This is a genomic window from Virgibacillus siamensis, assembly GCF_900162695.1.
In the GTDB taxonomy this organism is placed as follows: Bacteria; Bacillota; Bacilli; order Bacillales; family Amphibacillaceae; genus Lentibacillus; species Lentibacillus siamensis_A.
Window position 1 is genome coordinate 1,811,842 of record NZ_FUIH01000007.1, and the last position, 25,788, is coordinate 1,837,629.

The 25,788-nt window shown below is 42.2% G+C and carries 23 protein-coding genes and 1 riboswitch; of the genes, 11 read left to right on the top strand and 12 right to left on the bottom strand.

Going from position 1 to position 25,788, the window contains the following annotated elements; all coding sequences use genetic code 11:
* Positions 1-25 precede the first annotated feature (25 nt).
* From menH to B1K71_RS12945, 3 genes are read right to left on the bottom strand one after another with little or no spacing between them, the layout of a single operon-like run.
* Positions 26-829 (bottom strand): 2-succinyl-6-hydroxy-2,4-cyclohexadiene-1-carboxylate synthase, encoded by an 804-nt coding sequence (gene menH, locus B1K71_RS12935; RefSeq protein WP_077327674.1) that lies wholly within the window; start codon positions 827-829, stop codon positions 26-28.
* Between the two features lie 4 nt (positions 830-833).
* Complete coding sequence (menD, locus tag B1K71_RS12940; protein ID WP_077327677.1) at positions 834-2,564, bottom strand: 2-succinyl-5-enolpyruvyl-6-hydroxy-3-cyclohexene-1-carboxylic-acid synthase; 1,731 nt, start codon at positions 2,562-2,564, stop codon at positions 834-836.
* Between the two features lie 2 nt (positions 2,565-2,566).
* Positions 2,567-3,952, bottom strand: coding sequence for an isochorismate synthase (locus tag B1K71_RS12945; RefSeq protein WP_077327680.1), 1,386 nt, complete (start codon positions 3,950-3,952; stop codon positions 2,567-2,569).
* 172 nt (positions 3,953-4,124) lie between these two features.
* On the opposite strand from B1K71_RS12945, the gene B1K71_RS12950 reads away from it, so the two are divergent.
* The gene (locus B1K71_RS12950; protein ID WP_077327682.1) at positions 4,125-5,060 is read left to right on the top strand and encodes a 1,4-dihydroxy-2-naphthoate polyprenyltransferase; all 936 of its coding nucleotides are present in this window, start codon (positions 4,125-4,127) and stop codon (positions 5,058-5,060) included.
* A gap of 13 nt (positions 5,061-5,073) precedes the next feature.
* Positions 5,074-5,457 (top strand): hotdog fold thioesterase, encoded by a 384-nt coding sequence (locus B1K71_RS12955; RefSeq protein WP_077327685.1) that lies wholly within the window; start codon positions 5,074-5,076, stop codon positions 5,455-5,457.
* A gap of 184 nt (positions 5,458-5,641) precedes the next feature.
* Here B1K71_RS12955 and B1K71_RS12960 read toward each other — a convergent pair whose 3' ends face one another.
* From B1K71_RS12960 to B1K71_RS12970, 3 genes are all read right to left on the bottom strand, one after another.
* Positions 5,642-6,232: an ECF transporter S component gene (locus B1K71_RS12960; RefSeq protein ID WP_175631988.1), complete on the bottom strand. Its 591-nt coding sequence runs from the start codon at positions 6,230-6,232 to the stop codon at positions 5,642-5,644.
* Positions 6,233-6,390: 158 nt separating this feature from the next.
* Positions 6,391-6,539, bottom strand: a riboswitch (FMN riboswitch).
* Positions 6,540-7,006: 467 nt separating this feature from the next.
* Positions 7,007-11,383: a S8 family peptidase gene (locus tag B1K71_RS12965; protein ID WP_077327688.1), complete on the bottom strand. Its 4,377-nt coding sequence runs from the start codon at positions 11,381-11,383 to the stop codon at positions 7,007-7,009.
* A 576-nt stretch (positions 11,384-11,959) separates the two neighbouring features.
* A complete protein-coding gene (locus B1K71_RS12970; protein ID WP_077327691.1) occupies positions 11,960-13,018 on the bottom strand; it encodes a M20/M25/M40 family metallo-hydrolase in 1,059 nt (352 codons plus the stop codon).
* Positions 13,019-13,202: 184 nt separating this feature from the next.
* On the opposite strand from B1K71_RS12970, the gene B1K71_RS12975 reads away from it, so the two are divergent.
* From B1K71_RS12975 to B1K71_RS12995, 5 genes are all read left to right on the top strand, one after another.
* The gene (locus B1K71_RS12975; protein WP_077327694.1) at positions 13,203-13,751 is read left to right on the top strand and encodes a thioredoxin family protein; all 549 of its coding nucleotides are present in this window, start codon (positions 13,203-13,205) and stop codon (positions 13,749-13,751) included.
* A 103-nt stretch (positions 13,752-13,854) separates the two neighbouring features.
* On the top strand, positions 13,855-14,883 hold the full coding sequence (locus B1K71_RS12980) for a potassium channel family protein (protein ID WP_077327697.1): 1,029 nt from the start codon (positions 13,855-13,857) through the stop codon (positions 14,881-14,883).
* An 81-nt stretch (positions 14,884-14,964) separates the two neighbouring features.
* On the top strand, positions 14,965-15,342 hold the full coding sequence (yugI, locus tag B1K71_RS12985) for a S1 domain-containing post-transcriptional regulator GSP13 (protein WP_077327700.1): 378 nt from the start codon (positions 14,965-14,967) through the stop codon (positions 15,340-15,342).
* 548 nt (positions 15,343-15,890) lie between these two features.
* Complete coding sequence (locus tag B1K71_RS12990; protein ID WP_077327703.1) at positions 15,891-17,225, top strand: glucose-6-phosphate isomerase; 1,335 nt, start codon at positions 15,891-15,893, stop codon at positions 17,223-17,225.
* 582 nt (positions 17,226-17,807) lie between these two features.
* Entirely contained in the window at positions 17,808-18,977 is a 1,170-nt protein-coding gene (locus tag B1K71_RS12995; RefSeq protein ID WP_077327706.1) for a MalY/PatB family protein, read from the top strand.
* Between the two features lie 41 nt (positions 18,978-19,018).
* Here B1K71_RS12995 and B1K71_RS13000 read toward each other — a convergent pair whose 3' ends face one another.
* Together B1K71_RS13000 and B1K71_RS13005 are read right to left on the bottom strand one after the other, a co-directional pair.
* Positions 19,019-19,591 carry a superoxide dismutase family protein gene (locus B1K71_RS13000; RefSeq protein ID WP_077327709.1) on the bottom strand — a complete coding sequence of 191 codons (573 nt, stop codon included), beginning with the start codon at positions 19,589-19,591 and terminating at the stop codon, positions 19,019-19,021.
* An 83-nt stretch (positions 19,592-19,674) separates the two neighbouring features.
* Entirely contained in the window at positions 19,675-19,857 is a 183-nt protein-coding gene (locus tag B1K71_RS13005) for a hypothetical protein (RefSeq protein ID WP_077327712.1), read from the bottom strand.
* 110 nt (positions 19,858-19,967) lie between these two features.
* Here B1K71_RS13005 and kapB point away from each other — a divergent pair, with 110 nt between their 5' ends.
* Positions 19,968-20,360 (top strand): sporulation phosphorelay system protein KapB, encoded by a 393-nt coding sequence (gene kapB / locus B1K71_RS13010; RefSeq protein ID WP_077327715.1) that lies wholly within the window; start codon positions 19,968-19,970, stop codon positions 20,358-20,360.
* Between the two features lie 292 nt (positions 20,361-20,652).
* On the opposite strand, the gene B1K71_RS13015 is transcribed toward kapB, so the two are convergent.
* From B1K71_RS13015 to B1K71_RS13025, 3 genes are all read right to left on the bottom strand, one after another.
* Positions 20,653-21,831 (bottom strand): cation:proton antiporter, encoded by a 1,179-nt coding sequence (locus B1K71_RS13015; RefSeq protein WP_077327718.1) that lies wholly within the window; start codon positions 21,829-21,831, stop codon positions 20,653-20,655.
* A 6-nt stretch (positions 21,832-21,837) separates the two neighbouring features.
* On the bottom strand, positions 21,838-22,326 hold the full coding sequence (locus B1K71_RS13020) for a cation:proton antiporter regulatory subunit (protein ID WP_077327721.1): 489 nt from the start codon (positions 22,324-22,326) through the stop codon (positions 21,838-21,840).
* A gap of 78 nt (positions 22,327-22,404) precedes the next feature.
* Positions 22,405-22,668, bottom strand: coding sequence for a phosphocarrier protein HPr (locus B1K71_RS13025; protein WP_077327724.1), 264 nt, complete (start codon positions 22,666-22,668; stop codon positions 22,405-22,407).
* Positions 22,669-22,872: 204 nt separating this feature from the next.
* Here B1K71_RS13025 and deoD point away from each other — a divergent pair, with 204 nt between their 5' ends.
* The 3 genes from deoD (at position 22,873) to B1K71_RS13040 (ending at position 25,047) form a co-directional block, all read left to right on the top strand.
* Positions 22,873-23,580, top strand: a complete 708-nt coding sequence (deoD, locus tag B1K71_RS13030) for a purine-nucleoside phosphorylase (protein ID WP_077327727.1) — start codon at positions 22,873-22,875, stop codon at positions 23,578-23,580.
* A gap of 243 nt (positions 23,581-23,823) precedes the next feature.
* Positions 23,824-24,423, top strand: coding sequence for a biotin transporter BioY (locus tag B1K71_RS13035; protein WP_077327730.1), 600 nt, complete (start codon positions 23,824-23,826; stop codon positions 24,421-24,423).
* Positions 24,424-24,573: 150 nt separating this feature from the next.
* Complete coding sequence (locus B1K71_RS13040) at positions 24,574-25,047, top strand: divergent PAP2 family protein (RefSeq protein WP_077327733.1); 474 nt, start codon at positions 24,574-24,576, stop codon at positions 25,045-25,047.
* 40 nt (positions 25,048-25,087) lie between these two features.
* Here the strand turns inward: B1K71_RS13040 and B1K71_RS13045 are convergent, their stop codons facing one another.
* Positions 25,088-25,765 carry a 3D domain-containing protein gene (locus B1K71_RS13045; protein ID WP_245799268.1) on the bottom strand — a complete coding sequence of 226 codons (678 nt, stop codon included), beginning with the start codon at positions 25,763-25,765 and terminating at the stop codon, positions 25,088-25,090.
* Between the last annotated feature and the right edge of the window lie 23 nt (positions 25,766-25,788).

Genomic DNA, 25,788 nt, shown 5'->3' on the forward strand with positions numbered 1-25,788 from the left:
CCTTTAACATACTCATATGTAGCCATTAACTAATGGACTGTAAGAACTCAATTACTATTTTACCAAAAAACTGCGGTTGTTCCACGTGAATTGCATGTCCTGCTTTTTCAACAACCATCAAATCCGCTTCCGGCATGTGATTTACCATGATTTTATTGATTCCGACAAACTTATTATCATATGCTCCCGCAATCAATAAAACCGGAAGTTTCAGTTCTTCCAGCCTGTCCCACCATGATGGCTGGATTCCTGTCCCCATCGAGCGGAGTGACATCGCCAATCCTGCAGCTGACTGGGATAGCCGTTCATCCCGGATCGATTGCCGAATCATTTCCGGCAGCTTTTTTTGGGTTTGAAACAAGGGAATATTTTCCCAAAAATCAACAAATGCAACAATACCATCCCGCTCCAACCGTTTTGCAAGCTGTTCGTCGCGGTTCACACGGGCAGTTCGTTCTTTCTCGTCATTAAGTCCGGGAGAGGTACTCTCCAGTGTCATGGAGGAAACCTTTTCCGGATGAAGCATTGCAAATGACAAAGCAGTTCGGCCGCCCATTGAATAACCAAGTATATGTACCTGGTGCAGACCAAGCTCAGCGAACAAGCCGGCAAGATCGGCACAGCATGCTTCCATCGTCACAGACCTTTCGGAAACCGTTTTTCCATGTCCCGGCAAATCAATGACTAACAGTTTGAATTCATGTTTCCATTCACTGACAAATCTTGACCATGTTCCGGAATCTCCCGTAAATCCATGTAAAAGAACGACCGGCTTTCCTTCACCTTCTATTTCATACCAATAGGATGTGCCATTTCTTGTAAAATACACTGAATCATTCCTTTACATTGAGCAAATCATTTGTAATGGCATCCCATTTTTCACGGTGCCATTGCATGTTTCCCGTACGATCTGTCTTCACTTCAATTACTGAAAGTCCATTGTATTGATAGCTGTCATCGAGCGCGTTTTTTAATTCACCAATTGTACGGACATTTACGTAATTCCCGCCGTACATGTTAACAAGATGACTGAAATCAACATTCATCGGCGTCCCGAACAATGCTTCAAAATGTTGCTTGTGATTGTTTTGCGGTAGGAATGAAAAGATTCCCCCGCCATCATTATTGATTAATAAAATCGTAATGTTTAAATGGTATTGCTTTGCTGCCAACAGCCCATTCGAATCGTGAAAAAAGGATAAATCACCAAGTAATAAAACGGTCGGCCCACTGGAGGCAGCTGCACCCAACCCGCTTGATACCATTCCATCAATCCCATTCGCGCCACGATTTCCCATGATATGAACAGATTTTGAAGTAGTTTCAAAAAAGGTATCGACATCACGAATGGCCATACTGTTCCCAACATACAGATTTCCGCCATCCGGTATCGTTTCTGCCATAATGCGGACAGTACTTCCTTCAGTCAAGTCATCTTCCTGTTTCAGAAGATAGCACTTAGCGGTGTCATTCATAGACTGCCACTTTCTTAGCCATTCCCCATCGGACATATTCGTTTTTTCCGCGAGCCGGTTGCACAATTCAGCAGGATCCGCATAAATAAATGCTGATCTGTTTCCAGCAGGTTCACGGTAACCTTCTTCTTGTTCCACAATAAATTGCGGCACTTCACCATGTTCCTTCACAAAAAACAGATAAGGCTTAGAAACCGGCATCGCACCAAACCGGATAATATAATCCGGTTTTAATTTGTTACGGATTGTCTCATTCCGCAATATGGCATCATAACCTTCAATGATAACATCTTTAGCATGGTTTCCCGCGCGAAGCTGTGAAAGAGGATCCGCTAAAATCGGCAATTTCCAGGCAGTTGCAAATCTTACTGCAGCTTCCGCAAATGCTCTATCTGTCTGTGGACCGCAAACAATCAATCCTTTTGACAGCCGGCTGATCTGTCCCGACAGCTGCTCGACCTGTTCATCGCTTAATTGTCTGGAACCTGCATACATAGGATAGTATGCGTGTTCCGGCGAATCTCCCCACAAATTTTCCAGGGTGAAATCCGGAACTAATGGTTCGCGGAGTGGAAAATTTAAATGTACTGGACCGGCATTTCCCGCATTCGCTGTATATACTGCACGAGATGCTTTGCTGCGGACGTAATGAAGCATGGCATCACCTGCTTCCGGCAGTGCCATTTCATGAAACCATTTTGCATAATCACCGAACAGTTTCAGCTGACCAATTGATTGTGGCGCCCCGACATCTCTTAATTCATGCGGTCGATCAGATGTCAGTACGACAAGCGGTACCCTACTGTAATATGCTTCAACGATTGCTGGAAAATAATTAGCTGCAGCTGTTCCGGATGTACAAACAATCGCTACCGGACGTTTTTTCTTTTTCGCCATTCCCAACGCAAAAAAGGCAGCTGAGCGTTCATCGAGAATCACCCATTGTGACATTTCCGGATGTTCACTTAGTGTCATTGCAAGCGGTGTGGAACGTGATCCTGGTGAAATAACAACATCCGTCAGTCCGCTCTTGACAAGTTCATCTGTAAAATTGGCGATATATCGTGATAGTTTTTCGGTATGATTCATCGTTAGCCTCCTAAAACGGACAACATTGGTGTAAATTTGATTGCAGTTTCTTCATATTCAGCCATTGGATCCGAATCTTTTACGACACCACAGCCGGCAAACAGGGACACCTCATCACCCTGGATTAGCCCTGAACGAATAGCGACTGCAAATTCACCATTTCCATTGCTGTCAAGCCAACCGATTGGTGCTCCATACCAGCCTCTGTCCAGCTGTTCATGTTCCCGGATAAATTCAATTGACTCCTTGCGAGGCACCCCGCCTAATGCTGGTGTCGGATGCAGCTTTCCAATAATATCAAAAATACTGTATCCAGCACTTAATTTTGCTGTGACTGGAGTAAACAAGTGCTGTAAGTTTTTTAATGGATAAATAACCGGCGCATCCGGTATCTTAATGTCTGTGCAATAATGTTCCATTGCATGCTTAATCATACTGACAACAAACTCATGTTCGCTTCGGTTTTTCTCATCGTCAAGCAAATTTTTAGCAATCTGATTGTCTTCAGAAGAGGTTTCCCCGCGCGGAGCTGTTCCTGCCAGGCAAGTTGACAAAACGTGACTCCCCTCCACCTTGGCAAGTCTTTCGGGTGTAGCTCCAACAAAACAGTCCCCATCCTGTTCAAAAGCAAAAATATAACTGTTTGACTGTGTATAGATGAGGTTATCCAGCACAGCGGAAATGCCTGCCGAATGTTTCAATTTCACACGCAATTCTCTTGCAAGGACAATTTTATCCGCATCTCCCTGGTTAATCGTCTCAGTTGCCAGTTTGACGGTATCCATCCAATCCCGCGGCGCAATTTCCTCCTGCCATTCAATTACCGGTTCATCCGGGAATGAAGATTCACACGGATTTAGTAATAATGATTCATGTTGTTTAATTGAATCAGCCAATTTTCCGGGATTTGACCTTTCATCAGCCTGTACATTTACCGTTAAAAAATAACCCGATTCATTTACTGTTAACATATATTCGGGAACAGTAAACAAACTATGACCGAATTTTTCCCACAAACGTGATTTACGGATGTCGGGGTCAAACGACATACCGCCCAATGAAAGCAAACCAGTTCCAGGCACCTGGAAAGGATTATCAATAATTGCATCCTGCAACAAGCTTTCCCACAATTTTTCCGTCTGCTGGAATCGATTCGCTTCCGCGCTGATTGTATAGGACTTGCCAACGCCAACAATATAAAACTGGTCAGCAGTACTGGACCAAAATGTACGATCCTTTGTGAGCTGTTTGGCATTCTCAAAAAAGTGAAGCGGCTCAACAGCATTTATTTTTCGTGTAATGCTGATAAGTTTCGTACGGTTACTGTCTATTTTATGAATTGCCTCGGCAAGCTTGCTCTCAAGCAATTCCTCTTTTATTTCAATCATTTCATGAACCTCCGTAACATAACACTAAAAAAGTACCATATCTATTTTATTCTCTTTCGACTCGATTCTCAAGAAATCTCTTCTTTTATGTCGTCTTTGTGACATTTTAAATTGACACCCCATGCTAAATTGCCTAAAATTAATATGATATACAATGAAGGAGAGAACATCTGTGAGTACAGCAAATCATACATCAATAAAACAAGCATTAAATGAAAAAAGCGGATTTCAAATTTGGTGGCGCCTGCTCCGGCCGCATACATTAACGGCTTCATTTGTCCCGGTCTTCATCGGAACCATGTTCGCTACCCTGGAGCACACGCTTCATATCGGATTATTTATTGCCATGCTCGTTGCATCCATGCTCATTCAGGCTGCAACAAATATGTTCAATGAATATTACGATTTCAAACGCGGTCTCGATAATGACCAGTCAGTTGGCATTGGCGGGACAATTGTGCGGGATGGTGTCAAACCGAAAACGGTATTGAACCTGGCACTTATTTTCTTTGGTATTTCCATTCTGCTTGGTATTTATATTTGCATTTCATCGAGCTGGTGGATTGCCGTAATCGGCTCCGTATGCATGTTGTTTGGTTACTTGTATACCGGCGGGCCGCTTCCCATTGCCTACACGCCATTGGGAGAAATTTTTTCCGGCTTTTTAATGGGAACAGTCATCATCTGCATCAGCTATTACATTCAGGCAATGGAATTTTCTGCTTCGGTCATTTGGGTATCCTTGCCGATTGCCATCTTCATTGGCGGCATCATGATGTCCAATAACATCCGCGACCTTGACGGAGATAAAGAAAACGGCCGTAAGACACTAGCAATCCTGCTTGGCAGAAAAAAAGCAATCGTCTTTTTGGCAATAATGTTTACACTCTCATTTGTATTAACAGCTGTTTATATTTTTACGGGACTGCTTCCATTATGGTCCATTATTTCCTTTATAAGTGTTATTCTCGCAATTGACGTCATCAAGAAATTCCGCGGCAAAACGAAACCGCTGGAAATGCTTCCTGCCATGGTTGCAACCGGTAAAACCAATACAATTTACGGACTTCTTTTAGGAATATCATTATTGATCAGCAATTTCGGTTAAGGGGGACTAACGATTGAATGTATCCAATACGCTAATCGAAACACTTGGAATTGAAACAGTAAAAATGGAAAAAGATGAAGTCATTATGACCATGCCTGTCGATCACCGGACACATCAACCAGTCGGATACCTGCATGGAGGCGCAAGTGTAGCACTAGCCGAAACTGCTGCCAGCATGGGCTCCATGTTAAATGTGGATTTGGAAAAATATCTTGTATTCGGGATTGAAATTAACGCAAATCATATTAAAAGCAAACGTGATGGCGTCGTTACCGCAACAGCAACTCCAACACACATTGGTAAAACAACGATGGTATGGGAAATAAAAATCACGGACGAAGCGGACCGCCTTATTTGCATATCACGGTGCACTGTAGGAGTCGTCCCGAAAAAATAATCGCTTTTATTACGCCGCCTGGGTGATCAGGCGGTTTTATTTTGAGGTTGCCGACACTTGTTATTTTTCCCGTATTCCCCGCAGTTCTAACGATATTTCTTTTCTTATTACAATAAACTTCACTGAAAAAACATCTTTTTACATCCAAAAAAGCGCCTCCGAATATGGAGGCGCTCCTTTATATTTATGCTGCAAGATTCGATTGTTTTTGCTCAATCCATGTTCTCATCTTCAGAAATAGCGGTACAAACAGCATGCCTACAATGATGCCTTTAATCACGTTAAATGGCAGTACACCAAGCGAAACGGCAGCCCATTTAGCACCGCTGCTCATATCTTCCCACCCCATAAACCAGGCATATGCCGGAAGAATAATGAGATAGTTGAGAACGCTCATGCCAATCGCCATAATAATCGTTCCAGAGGCAAGCCCGGAAATGATGCTTTTAACACCTTTGTATTTATGATACAGTACAGCAACCGGTACAATAAACATTACTCCTGCCAAGAAGTTTGCTGTGACACCAATTGGATCGCCTGCACCTGATACAATCAGATAAAGAATATTTTTAATAGCTTCTACAAGCACTCCTGCCATTGGTGAAAAAATTAATGCAGCGATTAATGCCGGTACCTCACTAAAATCAATCTTCAAATACGGCGGCAGAAACGGTAACGGGAAATTCAGGAAAAATAATAGCAATGATATCGTTCCGAGTAACGCCAAAATAATAAGCCTTAACAATTTTGATGACTGCACACCTGCAGTTTTCATCATCAATCTCCTCCCTCATCTGCTATCGATTCACATCTGTCCGTTTTTGATGAAGGATAAGCTTTATTTCCCGTCCTACACAAAAATCCCTAAAGCCTAATCGGGGCCTTAGGGATTTATTCACAGGAAAACAGAGGCGCATAAGCACCAAGTTCAGCTCGCATCTTCTCCCATCCAGACTGTAACTGTCGGTCCCGGATTTTCACCAGGTCAGCCGCTTGTCAATACGCCTTAGCGGGTCACGGACTTAGAACACAAATGGCTCATTACCGTCGGTCGGGAATTGCACCCTGCCCCGAAGATGGAATCGATATGTTGTTTGAGATTATTATACTATCATTTTATGTATTTGCAAAGTATTGTGCTTAAAATAATAATAACCTGGATTTCGTTGAAAATCGAGGTATTATTCCATACAACTATTTGTTTATGAATCAACCTTCAACTGTTGCTATCAACCGTCGGAGGTGCGTAATCAACGTTCAACTGTCTTTATCAACCATCGGATGCGCGAAATCAACCCTCCCGCATGTTTTATCAACGTTCCTAAACAGAAAATCAACCCTGCGATCCAAATATCAACCTTCAATCATTGCTATCAACCTCCAAGGGGCGTAATCAACCTTCAACTGTTTTTATCAACCATCAGAAGCGCAAAATCAACCCTGCAATCCAAATATCAACCTTCCAACTCGAATTTCCACATGCACCACACCCCCGATTACCTCAAAAAAAGAGAGCGCTGTTTAGCGCCCTCCTTGTCAAGGTCAGCTGTTACTCGCCGTCTACGTTGATAAACAACTTGCCATCGGTCGTTTGACGTGTTTCATTACCGAAGTCATCGACGACTTTCACTTCGATAACAGCGCCCTCAGCAACGACATTGCTTGGAGCTGTCCAATACCCGACATAATGTCCGTCTTCCATTTCCATCATTGGAAGCTCTGTCGCATTGGATACGCGTGCACGAGCATTTGTCAATGGCATATGGATAAAGAATGTTGCTTCCTGTCCGGGCTCACTGTCAAATTCAATCCGTACACTTTCACCAGCATTGAGATGCTTATCCTCAGTTGGTGTCAGACTGTTGATTGTCGGTGCTACAAAATCAACATCTATCGTAACCGTTTTTGTAGTTGTGTTGCCGGCCAAATCTTTGGAGGCAACTTCAATTTCATTTTCTCCGTTGTCCAGCAAGATACGTTTTGAATACGATCCGTCATCAGCAACATCTGCTGTACGTCCATTAACTTTTACAAAGTCAAGGTTCGCATCAGAAATTGTACCTTCCACTGTAACGGTTTCACGATTTGTTTTATCTCCATCTTGCGGACTGTCAATAGATAATTCAGGCTTCATTGTATCAAGTGTGACTGTGATTGCTCCGGATTCTCCCGTCACTGCCCCATCCAATTTTGATACTGCCTTGAACTCATTTGCCCCTTCATCAAGTTCCACATCGATGGAGAATTTACCATTGTCTCCAATTTCGGCTGTTCCTGCTTCCTCACCATTATTCATAAGCTGAATAGTAGTTGTTGGTGAAGCAGTACCTTCAATCGTAACGTTTGTGTCATTGGTAATCAAACCAGCATCCGGGGATGTAATTTCCGGTTTGTTTACCTCATAACTTACACGTGCACGTATCATATAGTTACCTTCATTTGCAGGTGATTGTGACCATGTTCCGCCTACATATTGGTAACTGCGTTCTGCATTTGTACTGCTCTCATCAGTTGCCAGACCAGGTGCATTTGGATTCGGATCCTTTTGAATATAAACCATATAGAAATCGCCGTTTACGATAATATTGTGTTCGCGTAAATCAACGACAGTCCATTCATCCAAATTCCGCACTGCTTCTGCATCCACAGGACCTGCGATTTTTTCACCAGGTGTGCCATCTGGTCCGGAAGCATCCCATACTTCTACGGCAAAGTCAGTACCGCCTGGTGTCGGCCAGTCTGTGCCGTGGAACTGGAATACACCTTCTGTGACAACAGCTGATTCTTTTCCTTCAGGCAGTGACATTTTTACTGCCCAGCCATTACCGGCATCATAGAATGCGCGGGCATTCTCGGCTGTTCCATCATCATAGCCGATTTCACCGCCGGGATACGTGTAGAATGGCTCAAGTTCAATATCAAGCTGTTTGTCTTCAGTCAGATTCACTTCAACTTCCTTGCCATAGTAATCCCTGGCCATAACTTTTACAGTGTATGTTCCTTCATACCCTGTTATGGAAAAGTTTCCATTTTCATCAGAAGTGACAGGTTCAACATTCGCATCTTCCACGAGCATGATGGTTGCACCTTCAATTGTTTCACCTGTCTGCTCATCCGTTATGGTACCACTGATAGTAGCTTGCGGAAGTTCTTCAAGCGTGAAATCAGCCTGTGCCGTGCTATCAGCTTCAAGTTCAACTGTCTGTTCTCCGGATGCATACCCATACGATTCAGCTTTCAGTGTATATGTTCCCGCAGCATGGCTCAAGGAATAGTTACCAGTTGCAGGATCAGTCGTTACAGAACGTCCTGATTCCAAAACACTGACCTGTGCAGTCATCGGCAGCAAGTTCGGGTTAACTGCATCTTCTGTAACAGGAGCCTTTTCTTCTTTTGGCATTTTCGGACGTATTTTGTCCGGATTAACTTTTTCCTTCAAACCAGCTTTTGGATTGGCTTTTACAACACCCAATCCATTTCCATGGAATAAACGATTGTGATGCCCGTTATTTCCTTTTTCCTTTCCAATGGAAGCTTTGCTGCTTTGTGATGTATCAGATAATGCTACATCATCAATATACCAGCCTGGATCGGAAACACTATAGTCAGAAGTCAGGTTAAATCCGATATATACCCGCTGACCGCCGTATTCAGACAGGTCAACTTCCGCTGGAACCCAACCATCTGAATCACCCTCGATTTCCATCAACTGTGTCCATTCCTCACGATCGGTGGAAATGAATACATGACCGAAATCATAGGCATTTCCGGAATCATATTTTTCCAGGTTATACCACTGGTTGAACTGTAAATATGCGTTGCCTTCCGGTAAATCAATTGGGGGCATGACAAGTGTCGCATTCATTTCATCGTCATATTCACCATCAAGATTTGTTGCATATACATTTTCACCGGATGCAGCACTTTCAGGACCCGATGCCGGCACTCCCCATTCCCAGCTGTTATTGTCGCCGAATGATGTCCAGCCGGCAGGAGTTGATTCGAAATCCTCCGCGTAACCGGTGGAGATACCTTGTTTCACATCAACAGTATACGCTTCACTTACGACTTCATTGTCGCCAAAGTCGTTCACAATCCATTTATATGTTAGTGTACCTGTCACGATCTGTTCACCAGGAATAGTGGCTGCATAATCGCCATCCTTGAAATCGCCGGCAGTACGTCCTGCTTCAACAGATTGCCAGTCACCGTTTGAATCAAGGTAGCTCAATTCAACTGATTTTACACTGATATTGTCTGTTACATGTACATTTAAATGAAGGTCCATACCCTCGTAAGTTTGACTTGGGGCGTTATGTTCAAACGCAGGTGCCTCACTATCTTCACCTGGTTTTGTTACTGTCCCTTCAATTGTACCGATTCCGTTCTGCAGCGCCATTACCGCATCATACGCATTAACCAATCCATAGCCATATCCATTATTCGGCGTTTCAGGATATGTTTCATCAGTTAATGGAATTGCAGTATCCATCATCAACTGCTCCATCTCATCCGCAGACAAGCTGCTGTTTACTTGATGGATCAATGCTGCAACGCCGGATACTGCTGGTGCAGCCATGGAAGTACCGCTCCATCCCCCTTCATAACCACTGCCTGGAACAGATGAGCGTACACCAACACCTGGTGCAGAAACATCCGGTTTGATTTCATCGTATGGAGAAGGCCCCAACAATGAAAATCCAGCCAGGTTATTGTTACTGTCGGTTGCCCCTACTGCAAAGGATTCCGGGTAGTTTGCCGGTGCTGCAACCGAACCTGGACCACCTGGGTTAAAAAGACCAGTATTACCGGCAGAGAATACCGGAAGAATACCAGCTGCTCTCCAGTTAATCACGACATCACGGTACCACTCATCCAGACCTGGGCCACCACCCCAAGAATTATTGACAATGTCCGGTGCCATATCAGCACGAGCATTGCCTTCTGAATCGGTTGGTGCCAAGATCCATTGTGCCGCTTCAAGCAAGTCGACATCAGTACCGCCAGCAGCAGTGAACGCTTTCACGGAAATAAACTCAGCTCCCGGCGCTACACCGACCTGGTTCGTACCATCCGGTTCACTTCCAACCATAGTTCCGATTGTATGTGTACCATGCCCAAGGTCATCATACGGTTCAGATTCCCCTGCAGTCGTATCCAGCCAGTTAAAGTCATGATTCACTTCACCGGTTGCTTCATCATAGCCGCGATAATTATCTTTCAAGGCTGGGTGGTCCCATTGAACACCGGTATCAATACTTGCCACAACAGTACCGGTACCATCAATTCCCATATCCCAGACTTCAGGAGCATGGACCTGATCCACGTTCCATTCAACATTAGCAAGACGCGATTTAGGCGTTTTTGCATTTTTGGTTACGGCTTTAAACAGGTGTCTTGTTTCGTTAGGTAAAATTTTCTCAACTTCTGCAAAGTTTGCTACATTTTTTGCGACTTCTTTTGTTGCAGTAACAGCCATTCCATTGACAATATAAAATGATTTAATATTGTCAGCATTGCCCTTCTTCTTCTGTTGCTGCAAATATTTCTTCACATTTTGCTGTGATTCAAGGGAGGTTGACTTTAGTTCGGAAATGACTGCCGAACGTTGCACAAATTCTGTTTTTTGCGCGGTAAGATCAGCAGATTTTGCACTTTTCCTTGCCTGTTTTGCAATCTTCTTCGTATCAGCTTTTTCTTTGAACTTAATCAAGAATGTTACTTGGTCTTTCTGCTTAAACTGTTTCTGCAGCCGATTATTGATCTTTTCTTTTGCAACAGCCTGCGTATCCTTAACCGAATCGTACAATTTGTTTGCATTCGGTTGGGCGTTCGAGATACCTGGCATCAAAAGTGAAAAAATCATTAGCAATGAAGCTGTAATACTAAAGATTCTTGTTCGACGCTTTTTCTTGCGCAATTTCATTCCTCCTCCTTGTTTTTTAATGCCGCAATTCAACCACACAAAAAAGCTCCCATTCGCCTCCTTTACTAATAAAATTAGTGCCGGTTCTCAGCTGATTGTGGAGCTGCCTGTAATATCTTTGTTGTTATTGTAACAGTACTGTATTATTTGCGAATTTTCTGTCGAACGATGTCGACAGAATTCATGATTTTGTCAATTGATAGTTTTGTCGTATATTTAAAAAATTCCATATCATACCAAGGAACCAATTTTTGTCGATTATATGTCAAGCAAAATGTATTAAATGCCTTGAAGACAGCAATACGTAAAAACAATCAGGAAATACGTAACTTGCTTTCATTTTCCGGTTAAAAAAAATGCATCTTAAAGACCAGTATTTTTTACTTATCTTAAAAATAGATGAATTAATTTGCAAAAAGTGGTTATTTTTTCCTGTTTATATTACAATATTATTTCAGTTTGGTTACAAAGATATAGAAAATTTCAAAAAAACAACATCCTTTATTACTATTTTGAACACCAAAAAAAGCCCTGAATCCTTTTACAGATTCAAGGCTTTTTATATTGGTTCAATGATTAATCATCGAGTGGATTCATACTTTCTTCCCCGCTTAAGTTAGCAATCATCGTAACCAGCAGTTCGATTTCTTCATCGATGTCTTTTAAACTCGATGTTTCCACTGGTGAATGCATATAGCGAAGCGGCAGGGAAACAAGTGATACCGGTACACCCTTGCCGGTCAGACGCATTCTGTCCGCATCCGTTCCAGTCATGCGCGGTGTTAATTCATATTGTACATCCATTTTTAATTCACGCGCTGTTTTTTCCAGCAGCTTATTGATTTTGATGTTAATTGGTGCACCTTTGGCTAAAACAGGTCCGCCATCAAGCTTGACATCGCCATGCTTGTTTTTGTTGACACCCGGATAATCGGTTGCAAACGTAACATCACAGGCAAGCGCCATTGTTGGTTCAACTCCCGCAGCAGCAAAATAAGCACCACCCATATTGGTTTCCTCATTAACGGTGCTGGCTGCATAAACGCCTACATTACAACCCTTTTTGGAAAGACGCTTTAATACTTCAGCTACAATAAACGACCCAGTCCGGTTATCCAGGCCGCGGCCGGATACATAACGATCCATCAATATTTCAGGTTCGGTTTTATAAACAGCTAAATCACCAATCTGAACATGTTTCTCCGCTTCATCTTTCTGTTTATATCCGCAATCGATGAATAAGTCATCCAGGTCAAAATCATTTTTTAAACCACCATGATGCTGGGCATTAACACCAATGACACCAGTCACTTGCCCGTTATACCCAAGAACATTGACCTTCATTCCTACTGCAGCTTTCGGATTGATGCCGCCCATTTTATCGAAATGCAAAAATCCATCCTCGTCAATCCGATTAATAACGAGTGCGATTTCATCACAATGGCCGGCCAAAAGCACCTTAAAAGGTGCATCAGGATTCAATACACCAATTGCATTGCCTGCGTGATCTGTTCTGATTTCATCAGCAAACCCTTTCACATATTGAATCCATTTCTTTTGGATTTCTACTTCATTACTTGATGGAGACGGTGTATGTAATAACTCCAGCAAGAAATCTCTGTTCGCTTGTTCCATTGATTTCCCTCCTTCAAAACATAAAGAATCATTTCGCTTGGGATTCAAGTAAAACGCATTTTTCATCTTTAAAATTTCCCACATACCCATGATAGCAAACTTTTAGCACGGAAGCACATCTGTTTACCTTCCCTTTGCAATTGGATAAACTTATACCAGAATCACACTGAAGGAGTGGACAGAAATGGACTTGAATCAATGGTATGAACACGCAATCAATCCCGATGCCTACATTGATAACATGCAAAAAAACAAAGAAAACCTGCTTCATATTTATGATCATTTTACACCGCCTGAAGAAGATGCATTGATTAAGCGTCTTAAGGATAAACATCTACGTGCCATCGTTCTGACAGAAGACTGGTGCGGAGATGCCATGCTGAATATTCCGGTATTACTTCGTTTATCTGAACAGGCAAACATACAGGTTCGCATGCTTCTGCGTGATCAGAATCTTGAACTGATGGATCAATATTTGACCAATGGAAAATCCCGCTCCATCCCGATTTTTATTTTTATCGATGAAGATGGAAACGAGGTAGCAAAATGGGGGCCGCGTGCAGAAATAGTTCAGGAATATGTTGACGAATCCAGAAAAAAACTGCCTCCTAAAGAATCCGATGATTTTGATGAAAAGGCAAAAGAAATGTACATGTTTATGTCCAAGTCGTTCCGGGACAACCCTTCTTTCTGGCAAGCTGTATATGAAAGCATTAAAGATGCACTGCAGTAATTACCAAACCCGTCTTGTACAGGCGGGTTTTTTATGATGCATAGGAATGTCATGCAGTTGCCTATACTATCCATATACTATTTCCATTTAAAAAGGTGACCCCATGAATATTGAATCCTTTAAACATATATATTTTCGTATCCCCATTATCATAAGGCTTTTGGTCTCTGTTTTATTGTTAATGCTAATTTTCGGCACGATTATCAGTTTCGTTGAGCCGAATGAGTTTAAAACGATATTTGATGGTGTATGGTGGGTTGTCGTCACAGGTGCAACAATCGGATATGGTGATCTTGTACCTCAAACCGTATTAGGAAGACTTATTGGCATTGTTCTAATGTTGACAGGCGGCGGATTACTGACATTTTACATCACATCCTTATCATCAGCCGCAATTAACCACGAGCAGGATTTATCCAAAGGTAAAATATCCTACAAAGGAAAAAATCATATCATCGTGATAGGCTGGAATGAACGGACAAGGCAGTTAGTCAGAATGATAGAAGACAAAAATAAGGCATTTGAAATTGTACTGATCGACCGAACCGTTAACAATCTTCCCTATCGGCATTTTCCCGTGCATTTCATCCATGGCGATCCAAGTGAAGATGCGACGCTCATTCAAGCCAATATTCAACATGCAGCATCAGTCATTATTACCTCAGATATTACAAAAAAAGAACGGCAGGCTGATGTTTCCACCATTCTGACCACAGTTGCAATCAGGGGCAATAATGAATATGTGCCGATCAATGCTGAAATACTGTCCATTTCACAGGTAGAAAATGCGATTCGTGCGGGGGCTAATACTGTAATCAGTTCCAACGATTTCATGAGCACGCTTTTTTACCATGAAATTTTTCATCAGGAATCTACACGGCCATTCGAAACAATTCTTGCCATGTTAAACAGCCAGCAGTTTATTCAAAAACCGCTGCCGGAAAAATTAACAGATTGCACCTTTCAAGAATGTGTGATGCATCATATGCAGAATCGGCAGCTATTAATCGGTATAATCCGCGATGACACATGGACCATGAATCCCCCTGCTGAATTCAAACTCAAGAAAGATGACAGACTGCTCGTGTTGATGTCCTGGCAGGAAAAGTCAGCGGCGGACAAACAAGAATAGCTTTTTTGCCTCAATGGAATATTTATGATAAAATATTTTATTGTGTGAAAAGAAACGAATAAGAAATGGGAGTTGTTCAGCATGACGGAAAAGTTTGAGAAAGGTCAAATTCTGCAAGGAAAAGTTACAGGAATCCAACCATATGGCGCATTTGTTGCTTTAGATGAGGAAATTCAGGGACTCGTTCATATTTCCGAAGTAACACATGGATATGTTAAAGATATTAATGATCATTTGACAGTCGGTGATGAAGTAAACGTTAAAATCCTGAACGTTGATGAGGAAAACAACAAAGTGTCATTATCAATCCGTGCAACAGAGGAAGCACCGAAGAAAAGTTCCAAACCCAACAAAAGCAAAGTACAGGAAGAATCCAATACCGGATTCAACACACTAAAGGACAAGCTTGAAGAATGGATTGAACAATCAAAAGAACGCGAGGGAACATTTAAGAAGTAAAGATCCGGTTTCCTGAAATCAATCCTGTATTCGGGTACATTATGCAATCAAAAGGAATCTATTTTTCTTTTATCAGAAGGCTTTCTTCGTGATACAGCTGACAATGACCGTCAATGTTTCCGCAGAAAGTCTTTTTTATTATCCTACAGGAAATTATAAAATTTTATGCTTGTGTATAATTAGATTACCGAATGAAGCCACGTCCAGCTCCAGCGCCCAGCAACTAGCAAACTTCACACTCCTCCACTACGATAAAGAAGACTTGCCGATTGGTGAAACCAGAGGCTTAGTCGCACTTATACCCTTGTGGTGAAAGTCAACATCGTTCGCTTCCAGCTCACCGTGTTTCCTTTATCTCATTGCGGTTGGAGGAAGATCGGCTAAAACCGCCGCTTTGCGCGGCAACGCCGACCCACCCTGCATGGCAGGGCGCAGTTTGTACGTTGCTAACCGGGCGCTTGCGCTTTTGTTTTCTTCAAAAGCTCATTCTTGCTTAAAATCCTTCAGTTCGGTAAAGTGAAAATGTATCGTTAATAAAGGAGGATATCATGACACATCTATCTTTTTCATACAACAAAGCATTGTCTTTTTTTAATGAAAATGAATTGGACTATCTGAAACCATTTGTAGAACAAGCCCATCAGGCATTACATAATCAAACGGGACAGGGGAATGATTTTCTGGGTTGGCTCAACCTTCCGGAATCATATGATAAGGAAGAATTTACCCGCATTCAACAAGCAGCAGATAAAATAAGGAATGATTCCGATATCCTGCTTGTTATCGGAATTGGCGGTTCGTACCTGGGTTCGCGTGCAGCAATTGAAATGCTAACCCATTCATTCGGACTAAACAAGAATGCACCACAGATTATTTTCGCAGGTCACCACATGAGTTCAACCTATATGCATGAATTGTTTGACGTTCTCGAAAACAAAGATATTTCTATCAATGTTATCTCGAAAAGCGGAACGACAACCGAACCAGCTATCGCCTTTCGTATCTTTAAAAAGTACCTTGTCGATAAATACGGAGAAGAAGAAGCTCGAAAACGGATTTTCGCCACTACCGATGAAGAAAAAGGTGCCCTGAAAACGGCTGCTGATGAAGCAGGATATGAAACGTTTGTCATTCCGGATGATGTAGGCGGACGTTACTCTGTACTGACAGCAGTCGGGTTGCTCCCAATTGCTGTAAGCGGTATTTCGATTGATGACATGATGCAGGGTGCGAAGGATGCTATGAATGACCTCAATACCCCGGAACTTTATGATAATCCTGCATATCAATATGCAGCAGTACGAAACATTCTTTACAATAAAGGAAAGACAATTGAAATGCTTATCAATTATGAACCGCATCTGCAGTATGTTGCTGAGTGGTGGAAACAGCTGTTCGGCGAAAGTGAAGGAAAAGATCAAAAAGGTATCTTTCCTGCCTCCGCCAATTTTACAACCGACCTTCATTCAATGGGACAGTACATACAGGACGGCCGGCGGGATCTTTTTGAAACCGTGCTGCATGTAAAAGAACCTAAGCATGAGCTGACACTGGAAGCGGATGAAGCAAATTCGGATGGTCTGAACTACCTTGCCGGAAAAACCATTCATGACATTAATGACAAAGCATTCCAAGGCACGATGCTTGCTCATACAGACGGCGGTGTACCAAACCTGGTTGTTGAATTACCGGCACTTGATGCCTATTCATTCGGTTACATGGTGTACTTTTTTGAGAAAGCATGTGCCATCAGCGGTTACCTGCTAGGCGTCAATCCATTTGATCAGCCTGGTGTGGAAGCATATAAGAAAAACATGTTTGCATTGCTGGGAAAACCGGGTTTTGAAGCAGAAAAAGCTAAACTGGAGGATCGTTTGAAATAAAGCATTTTCCAAGAACAAAAGCGGAAGCGCCCGTTAAGCAATGTACAAACTGCGCCCTGCCATGCAGGGTGGGTCGGCGTTGCCGCGCAAAGCGGCGGTTTTAGCCGATCTTCCTCCAACCGCAATGAGATAAAGGAAACACGGTGAGCTGGAAGCGAACCGATGTTGACTTTCACCACAAGGGTATAAGTGCGACTAAGCCTCTGGTTTCACCAATCGGCAAGTCTTCTTTATCGTAGTGGAGGAGTGTGAAGTTTGCTAGTTGCTGGGCGCTGGAGCTGGACGCGGCTAATCAGAAAATGTTAATGATCCACAGGTGAAAATTCTATAATTTTCTAGATTGTATAGAAAAAAATTACAAATTTCTTGTCAAAATATGTTTATATTAATGGAATCCGGGTATTACTATAAATGTAAGACTTTCTCGTATTCCCCCTGTAAAGCAAGGCGTTTCTAACGCTTTGCTTCTTTTTTTTGCTATTTATTAAGCATGCGTCCTTTGCAGACAAACCGCTAATCAAGCGGCTCCCCTTCTATTTTGTTATAATAATCGTATGATTAAGTTTAGCAGGAGGAGATCATTTGGGAATATTTGAGGAAATTCACGACCGTAAAAATACGAGATCTGTTAAATGGGATATGCTGAAGCCCGTTTTCCAGACGGATGATGTACTGCCAATGTGGGTTGCCGATATGGACTTCAAAGCACCACAGGCCGTTAATGATGCATTAAAAGCACGTGCTGATCATGGGATTTACGGCTATACCATCATTGATGAAGACATAAAAAAATCAATTACCAACTGGGTTGAAAATCGTCACAACTGGACAATTAAACAGGATTGGCTATCATTCAGTCCCGGTGTTGTGGCAAGTTTGCATATGGCTGTTCAAACCTTCACAAAACCGCATGACAAGGTGCTGATACAGACACCCGTTTACACACCGTTTTATAAAGTTATTGAAGGTCATGACCGGCAAATTGTAAAAAACAAGCTTCAATTAAAGGATAATTATTATCACATTGATTTCGCCGATTTTGAAGAAAAGTTAAAAGAAGTGCAAGCCTTCATGCTCTGCTCCCCGCATAATCCGGTCGGCAGGGTCTGGACAGAGGAAGAACTTCAGAAAATGGCTGAATTATGTCTGAAGCACGATGTAATTATTCTGTCCGATGAAATTCATGCCGATCTGATCTATCCTGGTCAAAAGCATGTTCCAATAGCATCCCTTTCTGCGGACATTGCCAATCAGACCATTACATTCATGTCCCCGTCCAAAACATTTAACCTTGCAGGGCTGCAGGCATCCTATATCATAACTGCCAACGAGGATAAACGTAATGCTTTAAGTGAACAATTGGAAAAGCAGGGACATCATATGCTTAATACAATGGGGAATACTGCACTTTACGCAGCATATGAGCATGGAGAAGAATGGCTTGATGAATTGCGTAATGTGTTAAAAGAAAACCAGGATTATGCAACAGAACTGCTCGAGGAAAAAACCGGCGGCAAACTGCAGGTTATTCGCTCTGAGGGTACATACCTTCTTTGGATTGACTGCAGTAAGTTGAACATGGACAAAACAGCGTTAAAGAAATTCATGATTGAGACTGCCAAAGTTGGTTTAAATGCCGGTGCTGACTACGGCGAAGAAGGCGATCCCTTCATGCGGATGAATCTTGCCTGTCCGAAACAAATAGTGGAAGAAGGCGTTGACCGCATTGTGAAGGCTGTTAATACGTTATAAGCAAAAACGGGATCCGCACAGACCAGGATCCCGTTTTATATTTATTTTTCTTTCTGTTTCTCATTGTACATCGTTGGATCGGTTGGTGAATTTCCCGGATTTTTATCTTTATTGGAAATGACGCCGCAAGCAATCCGAGGTCCTGAATCACCGCCCGGCTGGCTTACCCCGTCATCCTGACCGGCTGTAATGACGAGTGAGGTTCCTCCCCCTTCGATCAATGAATTTTTTCCGTCAAGCAATGTTGCCTTTGGAAGCAGCAATTCAGCGTCAGCCAGTCCGCCGGAATCAGCCAGTATATTCGGCAAATCACCAAGATGCGCACCTTCAGGATTCATCGGTCCATGCTCTTTTCCCTCGGGATTAAAGTGACTGCCCGCACTTTTGAAATCCGGACCTTTGCATTTTGGGTATTCATGCACATGGATCCCGTGAAACCCTGCTTCTAATCCCTCCAGTTTCAATTTCACTTGTACCCCTTCAGGCTGCTCGGTCAATTTAGCGGTTCCTATCATATCACCGCCTGCATTATACATTTCAACCGTTCGGGCTGTTTCCATATCTGCTGAACATGCCGTTAATACTAATAGGAACATAATCAATAATACCCTCATTTTCGCCGCTCCTTTTCAAACACTTTACGAGTAGTATTTGCAAGGAGACAAAAAATAAACGGACCAATTTCGTTCGTGGTCCGTCACTCTTTGTCATGGTTATTCAGCTTGTGCTGGTACTGTTGATTAAATTCTTTTTCTTCTTTTTTTGATTTTTTATAAAAAACATACATCATGACGGCCGCACCAATCATGAAAATAATCAGTGTAATCACTGCAGGAATGTATTCTGTTTTATCCTCAGGAAAATAAAGAAATTCCATCATCACTATCACATCCTCGTCAGCTAGTATAACATTTTTTGCCTCCTTGCGGAATAATGATTAGCCATTCCAATTGATTTTTGGCACAATAGAAACGAGGGAGGTACATATTTATGACAATTTCAATAGGAGACACCGTTCAAGTAAAATATAACTCGGGAAAATATATTGGGGAAGTTCTTGAAGACCGTGGAGACCGTTTTTTGGTAAAAGTTCATGCTGTTCAAAAACACCCGAAACAAGGTGATCTGCACAATCTTGGCCAAGTGGAGGATGTCTTTTTTCATGAGCGAAAGGCACTGGCACATTATGAAAAAATGAACGTCGTCCGTTCTGCTGTTCGCCCGTTTGACGGAAAAATCCCGGACTACGCGGAATCACTTCAAGACGCAATCGACGATTTGAAACAGACACTTTTACAAAAAAATACAGAATACAACGAGCTTGCCCTGACAACGCTGAAAAACCTTGAAGAGAATGACTATACCAATAGTTATTATAAATAATGATACAACTGCAGCCCCGGTCTGGGGGCTGCAGTTGTTAGTTTTGAATCACCCGGGGCAATCCCACATGTGAAGGTCGATAACTCACATTGATGGTTGATTCGTACATCCCGAAAGTTGATTATCCCACAATTACGGTTGATTCCTATCCACTATTGGTTGATAATCCTTAATGAAGGTCTATTTCATCAGATGAAGGTTGATTCCCTGCCCCGCCATACCTTGTACACCTCCAGTTCACAAACCATCGTACATAAAAAAGCGCCCCATCCATAATGAGACGCTTTTTTACTTACACGGTTGGGACGCGTAAATTTTTCTTCTTCTTTGGTGGTTTCCCATATATTTTTGTAGTAATATTTGGTGCGTAATTAAATATCATCATGCCAAGAAATGCCGTTATAATAATGTAAACCCCACCAAATACCTTAATTGATCCAGCAGCAACGCCCGCAATAACAACGGAAAATTCACCACGTGCACAAAGTGACAAGCCCGCCCTTAATGCAACTCGTTTCGGAAGCCCGTACAATTTTCCACCAATTATTCCAAGCAGTACTTTTGCAATCAATGACCAAGCAACAAGTGAAATCAGCATTCCAACGAACGGAATACCATTTCCCAATTCAATCGTTGTTCCAAAGTAGACAAAAAAGGTAGGCAGCAAGAGGTCCTTAACTGGAGATACGGTTCCTTCCACCTGTTCAATTTTGCCAATTTCCGCGAGCATAACACCAGCCAGAAATGCACCAAGAACTTCGGATAGCCCAAGGGAGACAGCGAGCCCGCCAAATGCTACTGCAATTCCTACCAACAGCACAATCTTGAAGTCTTCGTCATCAATCCGCAACAGGAATTTTTCGAAACGCTTGAAAACTGTTTTTCCAAGGACAACCGCAATAAGTGCAAGCCCTAAAATTTTTCCAATCAGCAACAGCATGTCCATTCCAGTAAATTGATCACCACTGCTTAACGCTATGATAATTGCAACCAAAATTGGTGCAACCAGATCCTCAAATACCAAAATTCCCAGAATATATTCTGTTTCAGCATTTGCCATTCGGCCTTTATCATCAAGCAGTTTCGCTGTTATCGTTGAACTGGTTGCAAATGTAATACTGCCAATGACAAACGCACTGAACAAGTCCGCACCAAACATAACTGCTATTATAATAGAAACAAACAAACTCAACAGGACATCCAACAGACCAGAACTCCAGATTTTCCTGGCCATTCCCCCAAGACGGCTCATATTAAATTCGAGTCCCAAAAGGAAGAACAATAAAACAATCGCAACTTCACCCGAAAATTGCAAAATCTCATTCTCATGTATTAAACCTGCGATTGAAATTCCAAAAAGAATATAAAGAATGACATTTGGAAACCTGGTCCTGAATCCGATATATCCTAAAATAAAAATACCCAGTAAAATTAATCCGGCACCTAATAGTGTAGGAACGTCATTCCACAAATTGCATCAGTCCTCACCCTTACAAAGTTTAGACAAGGTGGAAATCTGTTCTTCTTTCCCAACGGACATAAGAACATCGCCTGGTTTTAAAGTGGTGTCCGCTTCCGGTATGGCGATTACATCCTCACCATGGACAATGCCAATGATTGTCGCACCGGTAATGTTCCTTACATCAGATTCCTCAATCGTTTTATTTGCGAGAATCGATTTTTTCTCCAGTGTAATGTAATCTATAATAATTTGCCGCTTAAACATCCGCATTTTATCAATGCCCACCGGCTGGTATGTCGCACCGAGCAGTTGTGCGGCAATTTCCCTTGTTTCATCAGGGGTTAAATCCATCGCAAAATCTGCTTCATCATTTTCAGCATCATCAAAAAAGTAAAGTTCCCGTTTTCCTGTATGATGCACAATGATAACCAGCATATCTTCCTCAGCAGTTTTCAACGAAATTTTTTGCCCGATTCCAGGCAATTGGGATACTGAAATATCCATCCATGTCACCTCTTTAATTCCAATTTCCACGCTACACAAAAAAATTAAAAGCTAGAGGGAATTCTCTCTAGCTCCAACTTATTCACCCAAATGTTCTTTCATTACTTCAGCAACACCATTGATTGCTTCTTCTTCGTCACCGCCGTTTGCAGTGATTTTAACTTGTGCATCTTTCGGAATACCAAGTGACATAACACCCATAATTGATTTCAGGTTAACGCTTTTGTCATTATAAGAAATCTCAATTTCTGATTCAAACTGTCCTGCCTTATTCACAAGCAATGTTGCCGGACGAGCGTGTACACCCGTGTCAGCTGTAATTGTAAATGTTTGTTCTTTCATATTATTTCATCCTTCCGAATATAAGTTCATTTTTTATGTACATGTATAACCTGCACAGGTTTATTATATACAATAACAGCTTATTTTGAAACCAAAAAGTTACTGCATTGTTTATTTAGATTGCACTAACTTATTTGTTTTTAAACGCGCATTATGATACCGTTACGTTGAATAATTCCGAACTGATAGGGAGGCAACAAAAAAATGAGTGTACATATAGGAGCAAAACAAGGTGATATTGCCGATAAAATTCTTCTGCCCGGTGACCCGCTAAGAGCAAAATTTATAGCGGAAACATTTTTGGAAGATGTTTCCCAGTACAATAAAGTCCGCGGCATGTACGGATATACAGGCACATATAAAGGTGAGCGCATTTCGGTTCAGGGAACGGGTATGGGAGTGCCATCCATCTCCATCTATGTCAATGAATTGATTCAAAGTTATGATGTACAAAAACTGCTTCGGGTCGGAACGTGCGGTGCAATCCAAAAAGATGTCCAAGTACGTGATGTAATCCTTGCTCAGGGAGCTACAACCGATTCCAAAATGAATCAAATGATTTTTAATGGCATTGACTATGCGCCGATTGCAGATTTTGATTTGCTGAAGAATGCTTATGATACAGGTATTGAAAAAGGCATGAACTTGCGTGTGGGAAATGTTTTTACCAGTGATACATTTTATCGGGATAATGCTCGGGAAGTGAATGAACTGCTGGCAAAATACAAAGTACTGGCAATTGAAATGGAAACTACCGCATTATATACCTTGGCAGCCAAATATGATCGACAAGCATTGTCCGTCCTAACTGTATCTGATCATATTCTGACTGGTGAAGAAACAACCGCGGAAGAACGACAGACGACCTTCAATGAAATGATGGAAATTGCCTTGAATGCAGCAATAAAGTAATTTCAGAAAGAGGCTGAGACAAAAGTGTATGATCCAAAGAAAATCCGAACAACTAATTAAAAAATGGAGCGAATAGCCGCTTCCGGAAATATACTTCTCTAGTCGCCAAATTGTTCGTCTTTTGAATCATACTTTTTGATATGTCCCAGCCTCTTTTCACGCCTTCATTGTTCACCTATGCATTAATAAGTTGACAATATTGCCTTGCCCCATTTAAGATAAATAAAGAAAGGGGCGAACAACGTGAAAGATTTAAGAGCAACTGATCTTACGTTTGGAGCGGTTTTTGTGTGTCTCATGACGGTTGGGGCCAATATTGCCGTCTGGTTCCCGATGCTGGCCATACCAATAGGAGGTGCATCGGTGCCAATATCACTGCAAACCTTCTTTGCGATACTTGCCGGACTAATGCTTGGCAAAAAACTTGGCAGTATTTCAATGATTACGTACATATTGGTTGGAATTGCCGGTGTGCCCGTTTTCGCAAACATGTCAGCAGGTCCGATGGCACTCATTTCACCAACCGGCGGATTTATATTCTCATTCATATTTATCGCGTTCTTTGTCGGAATGATCGCTGAATTGACTAAAAAACCGTCCATTCCCGTTTATACATTTGCATCACTTATTGGACTGGTCTTCAACTATGGAATTGGGGTTACGTACATGTATGCTGCCATGAATACATGGCTCGAACTGCACGTGACCTATCAGGCAGCATGGATTAGTATGATTCCATTTCTAATAAAAGATACTGCCCTCGCAGTACTTGCCGGTGTATTTATGCTCAATTTGGCCAAGCGGATTCCAGCGAGATGGACACCTGCCGCTAAAGCATCGTAAACTGTAAAGATGGCATTCCTGTATGGGGTGCCTTTTTTACGTGATAAAGCGCAGTCATTATGATAAAATTGCATATCATATAATTGAAGTACGTTTTCGTGTTATCCATGAAACACATATGACAACAACAGAAAGGATGTTTTCAGATTCATGGACTTTTTCGCGAATTTTCCATTATGGGCTGCCTTAGCTGCAATCGTATTTGCACAGGTGGTGAAAATTCCGCTTCGGTTTGCGGTGACTGGTGAATTCAAACCGGGACTCGCCTTTAGTACAGGAGGAATGCCAAGCAGCCATTCAGCAGCAGTGGCCGCTTTGACCACCGGTGTCGGGATCATGGAAGGTGTAACTTCAACCATGTTTGCCATTGCAGCCATCTTCAGCATTATCATCATGTTCGATGCCTCCGGTGTCAGAAGACAGGCAGGTGAACAGGCGGTTGTCCTAAATAAACTTGTCAAAGATTTTCAATACTTTGTGGACGGCGCCAAGGGCTGGAACCGGAAGGAAGAATATGAAAAACGAAAGGAACTGAAGGAATTGCTTGGCCACCAGCCAATTGAAGTGTTTTTCGGCGGATTGTCGGGAATCGCCATAGCTTTTCTTGTATATCAGCTCTATTAAAAACAGGCGCCCTGCACCATGCAGGAACGCCTGTTTTTAATTAGCTCTTTTTAATTTTTTCACGAAACACTTGCAAGGCATGATTTTCATTCAACTTTTTAAGCTCGTCGGCTGTTAAAGTACCATCACCTCGTTTGATGATGTACACTTCCACTTCCTGCTTCCCCCACTGCGAATAAACGTCTTCCACTGTTTCATAATAAAGATCGATTTCATTTCCGTTAATTGCAGCGCCTTTATCCGCAACCACTCCATATCCGTAGCCCGGAATGAACATTACAGTTCCTATCGGGTAGACGTCCAAATCCGCTGCGATAGTAGAGTACAAGTCTCGTGTAACTTCAATACCGGAATAAGTAATGCCGTATGTTGAATGTTCAGGTGTCTTGCCGGTTGACTCATATCCAGCCGTATATCCTGTCGCAACAACGGTATTACTCGGATATTGTTCATAATTTACAGCTTCCGCCAATGTTTGCGGCCCTTTAATCTGCTCACTTGAAATATACCTTTTGGGGGATTTTTCAACATTAAGCTCTTTCTTTTTCAATGCAACATGCCTTTTACTAAATGCATCTTCTGTCGTTACGGCAGCCGGCAGTACACTGTCCTCAACAGCTAATGCAGTCATATGCGACAATGCAGGCCATGCCGACCAAAGTAATCCGATAAGCAATGCATACATTCCTGTTTTTTGAATAAATTTCAGATTTTTCAATGATAACACCTCACTCTGCATGT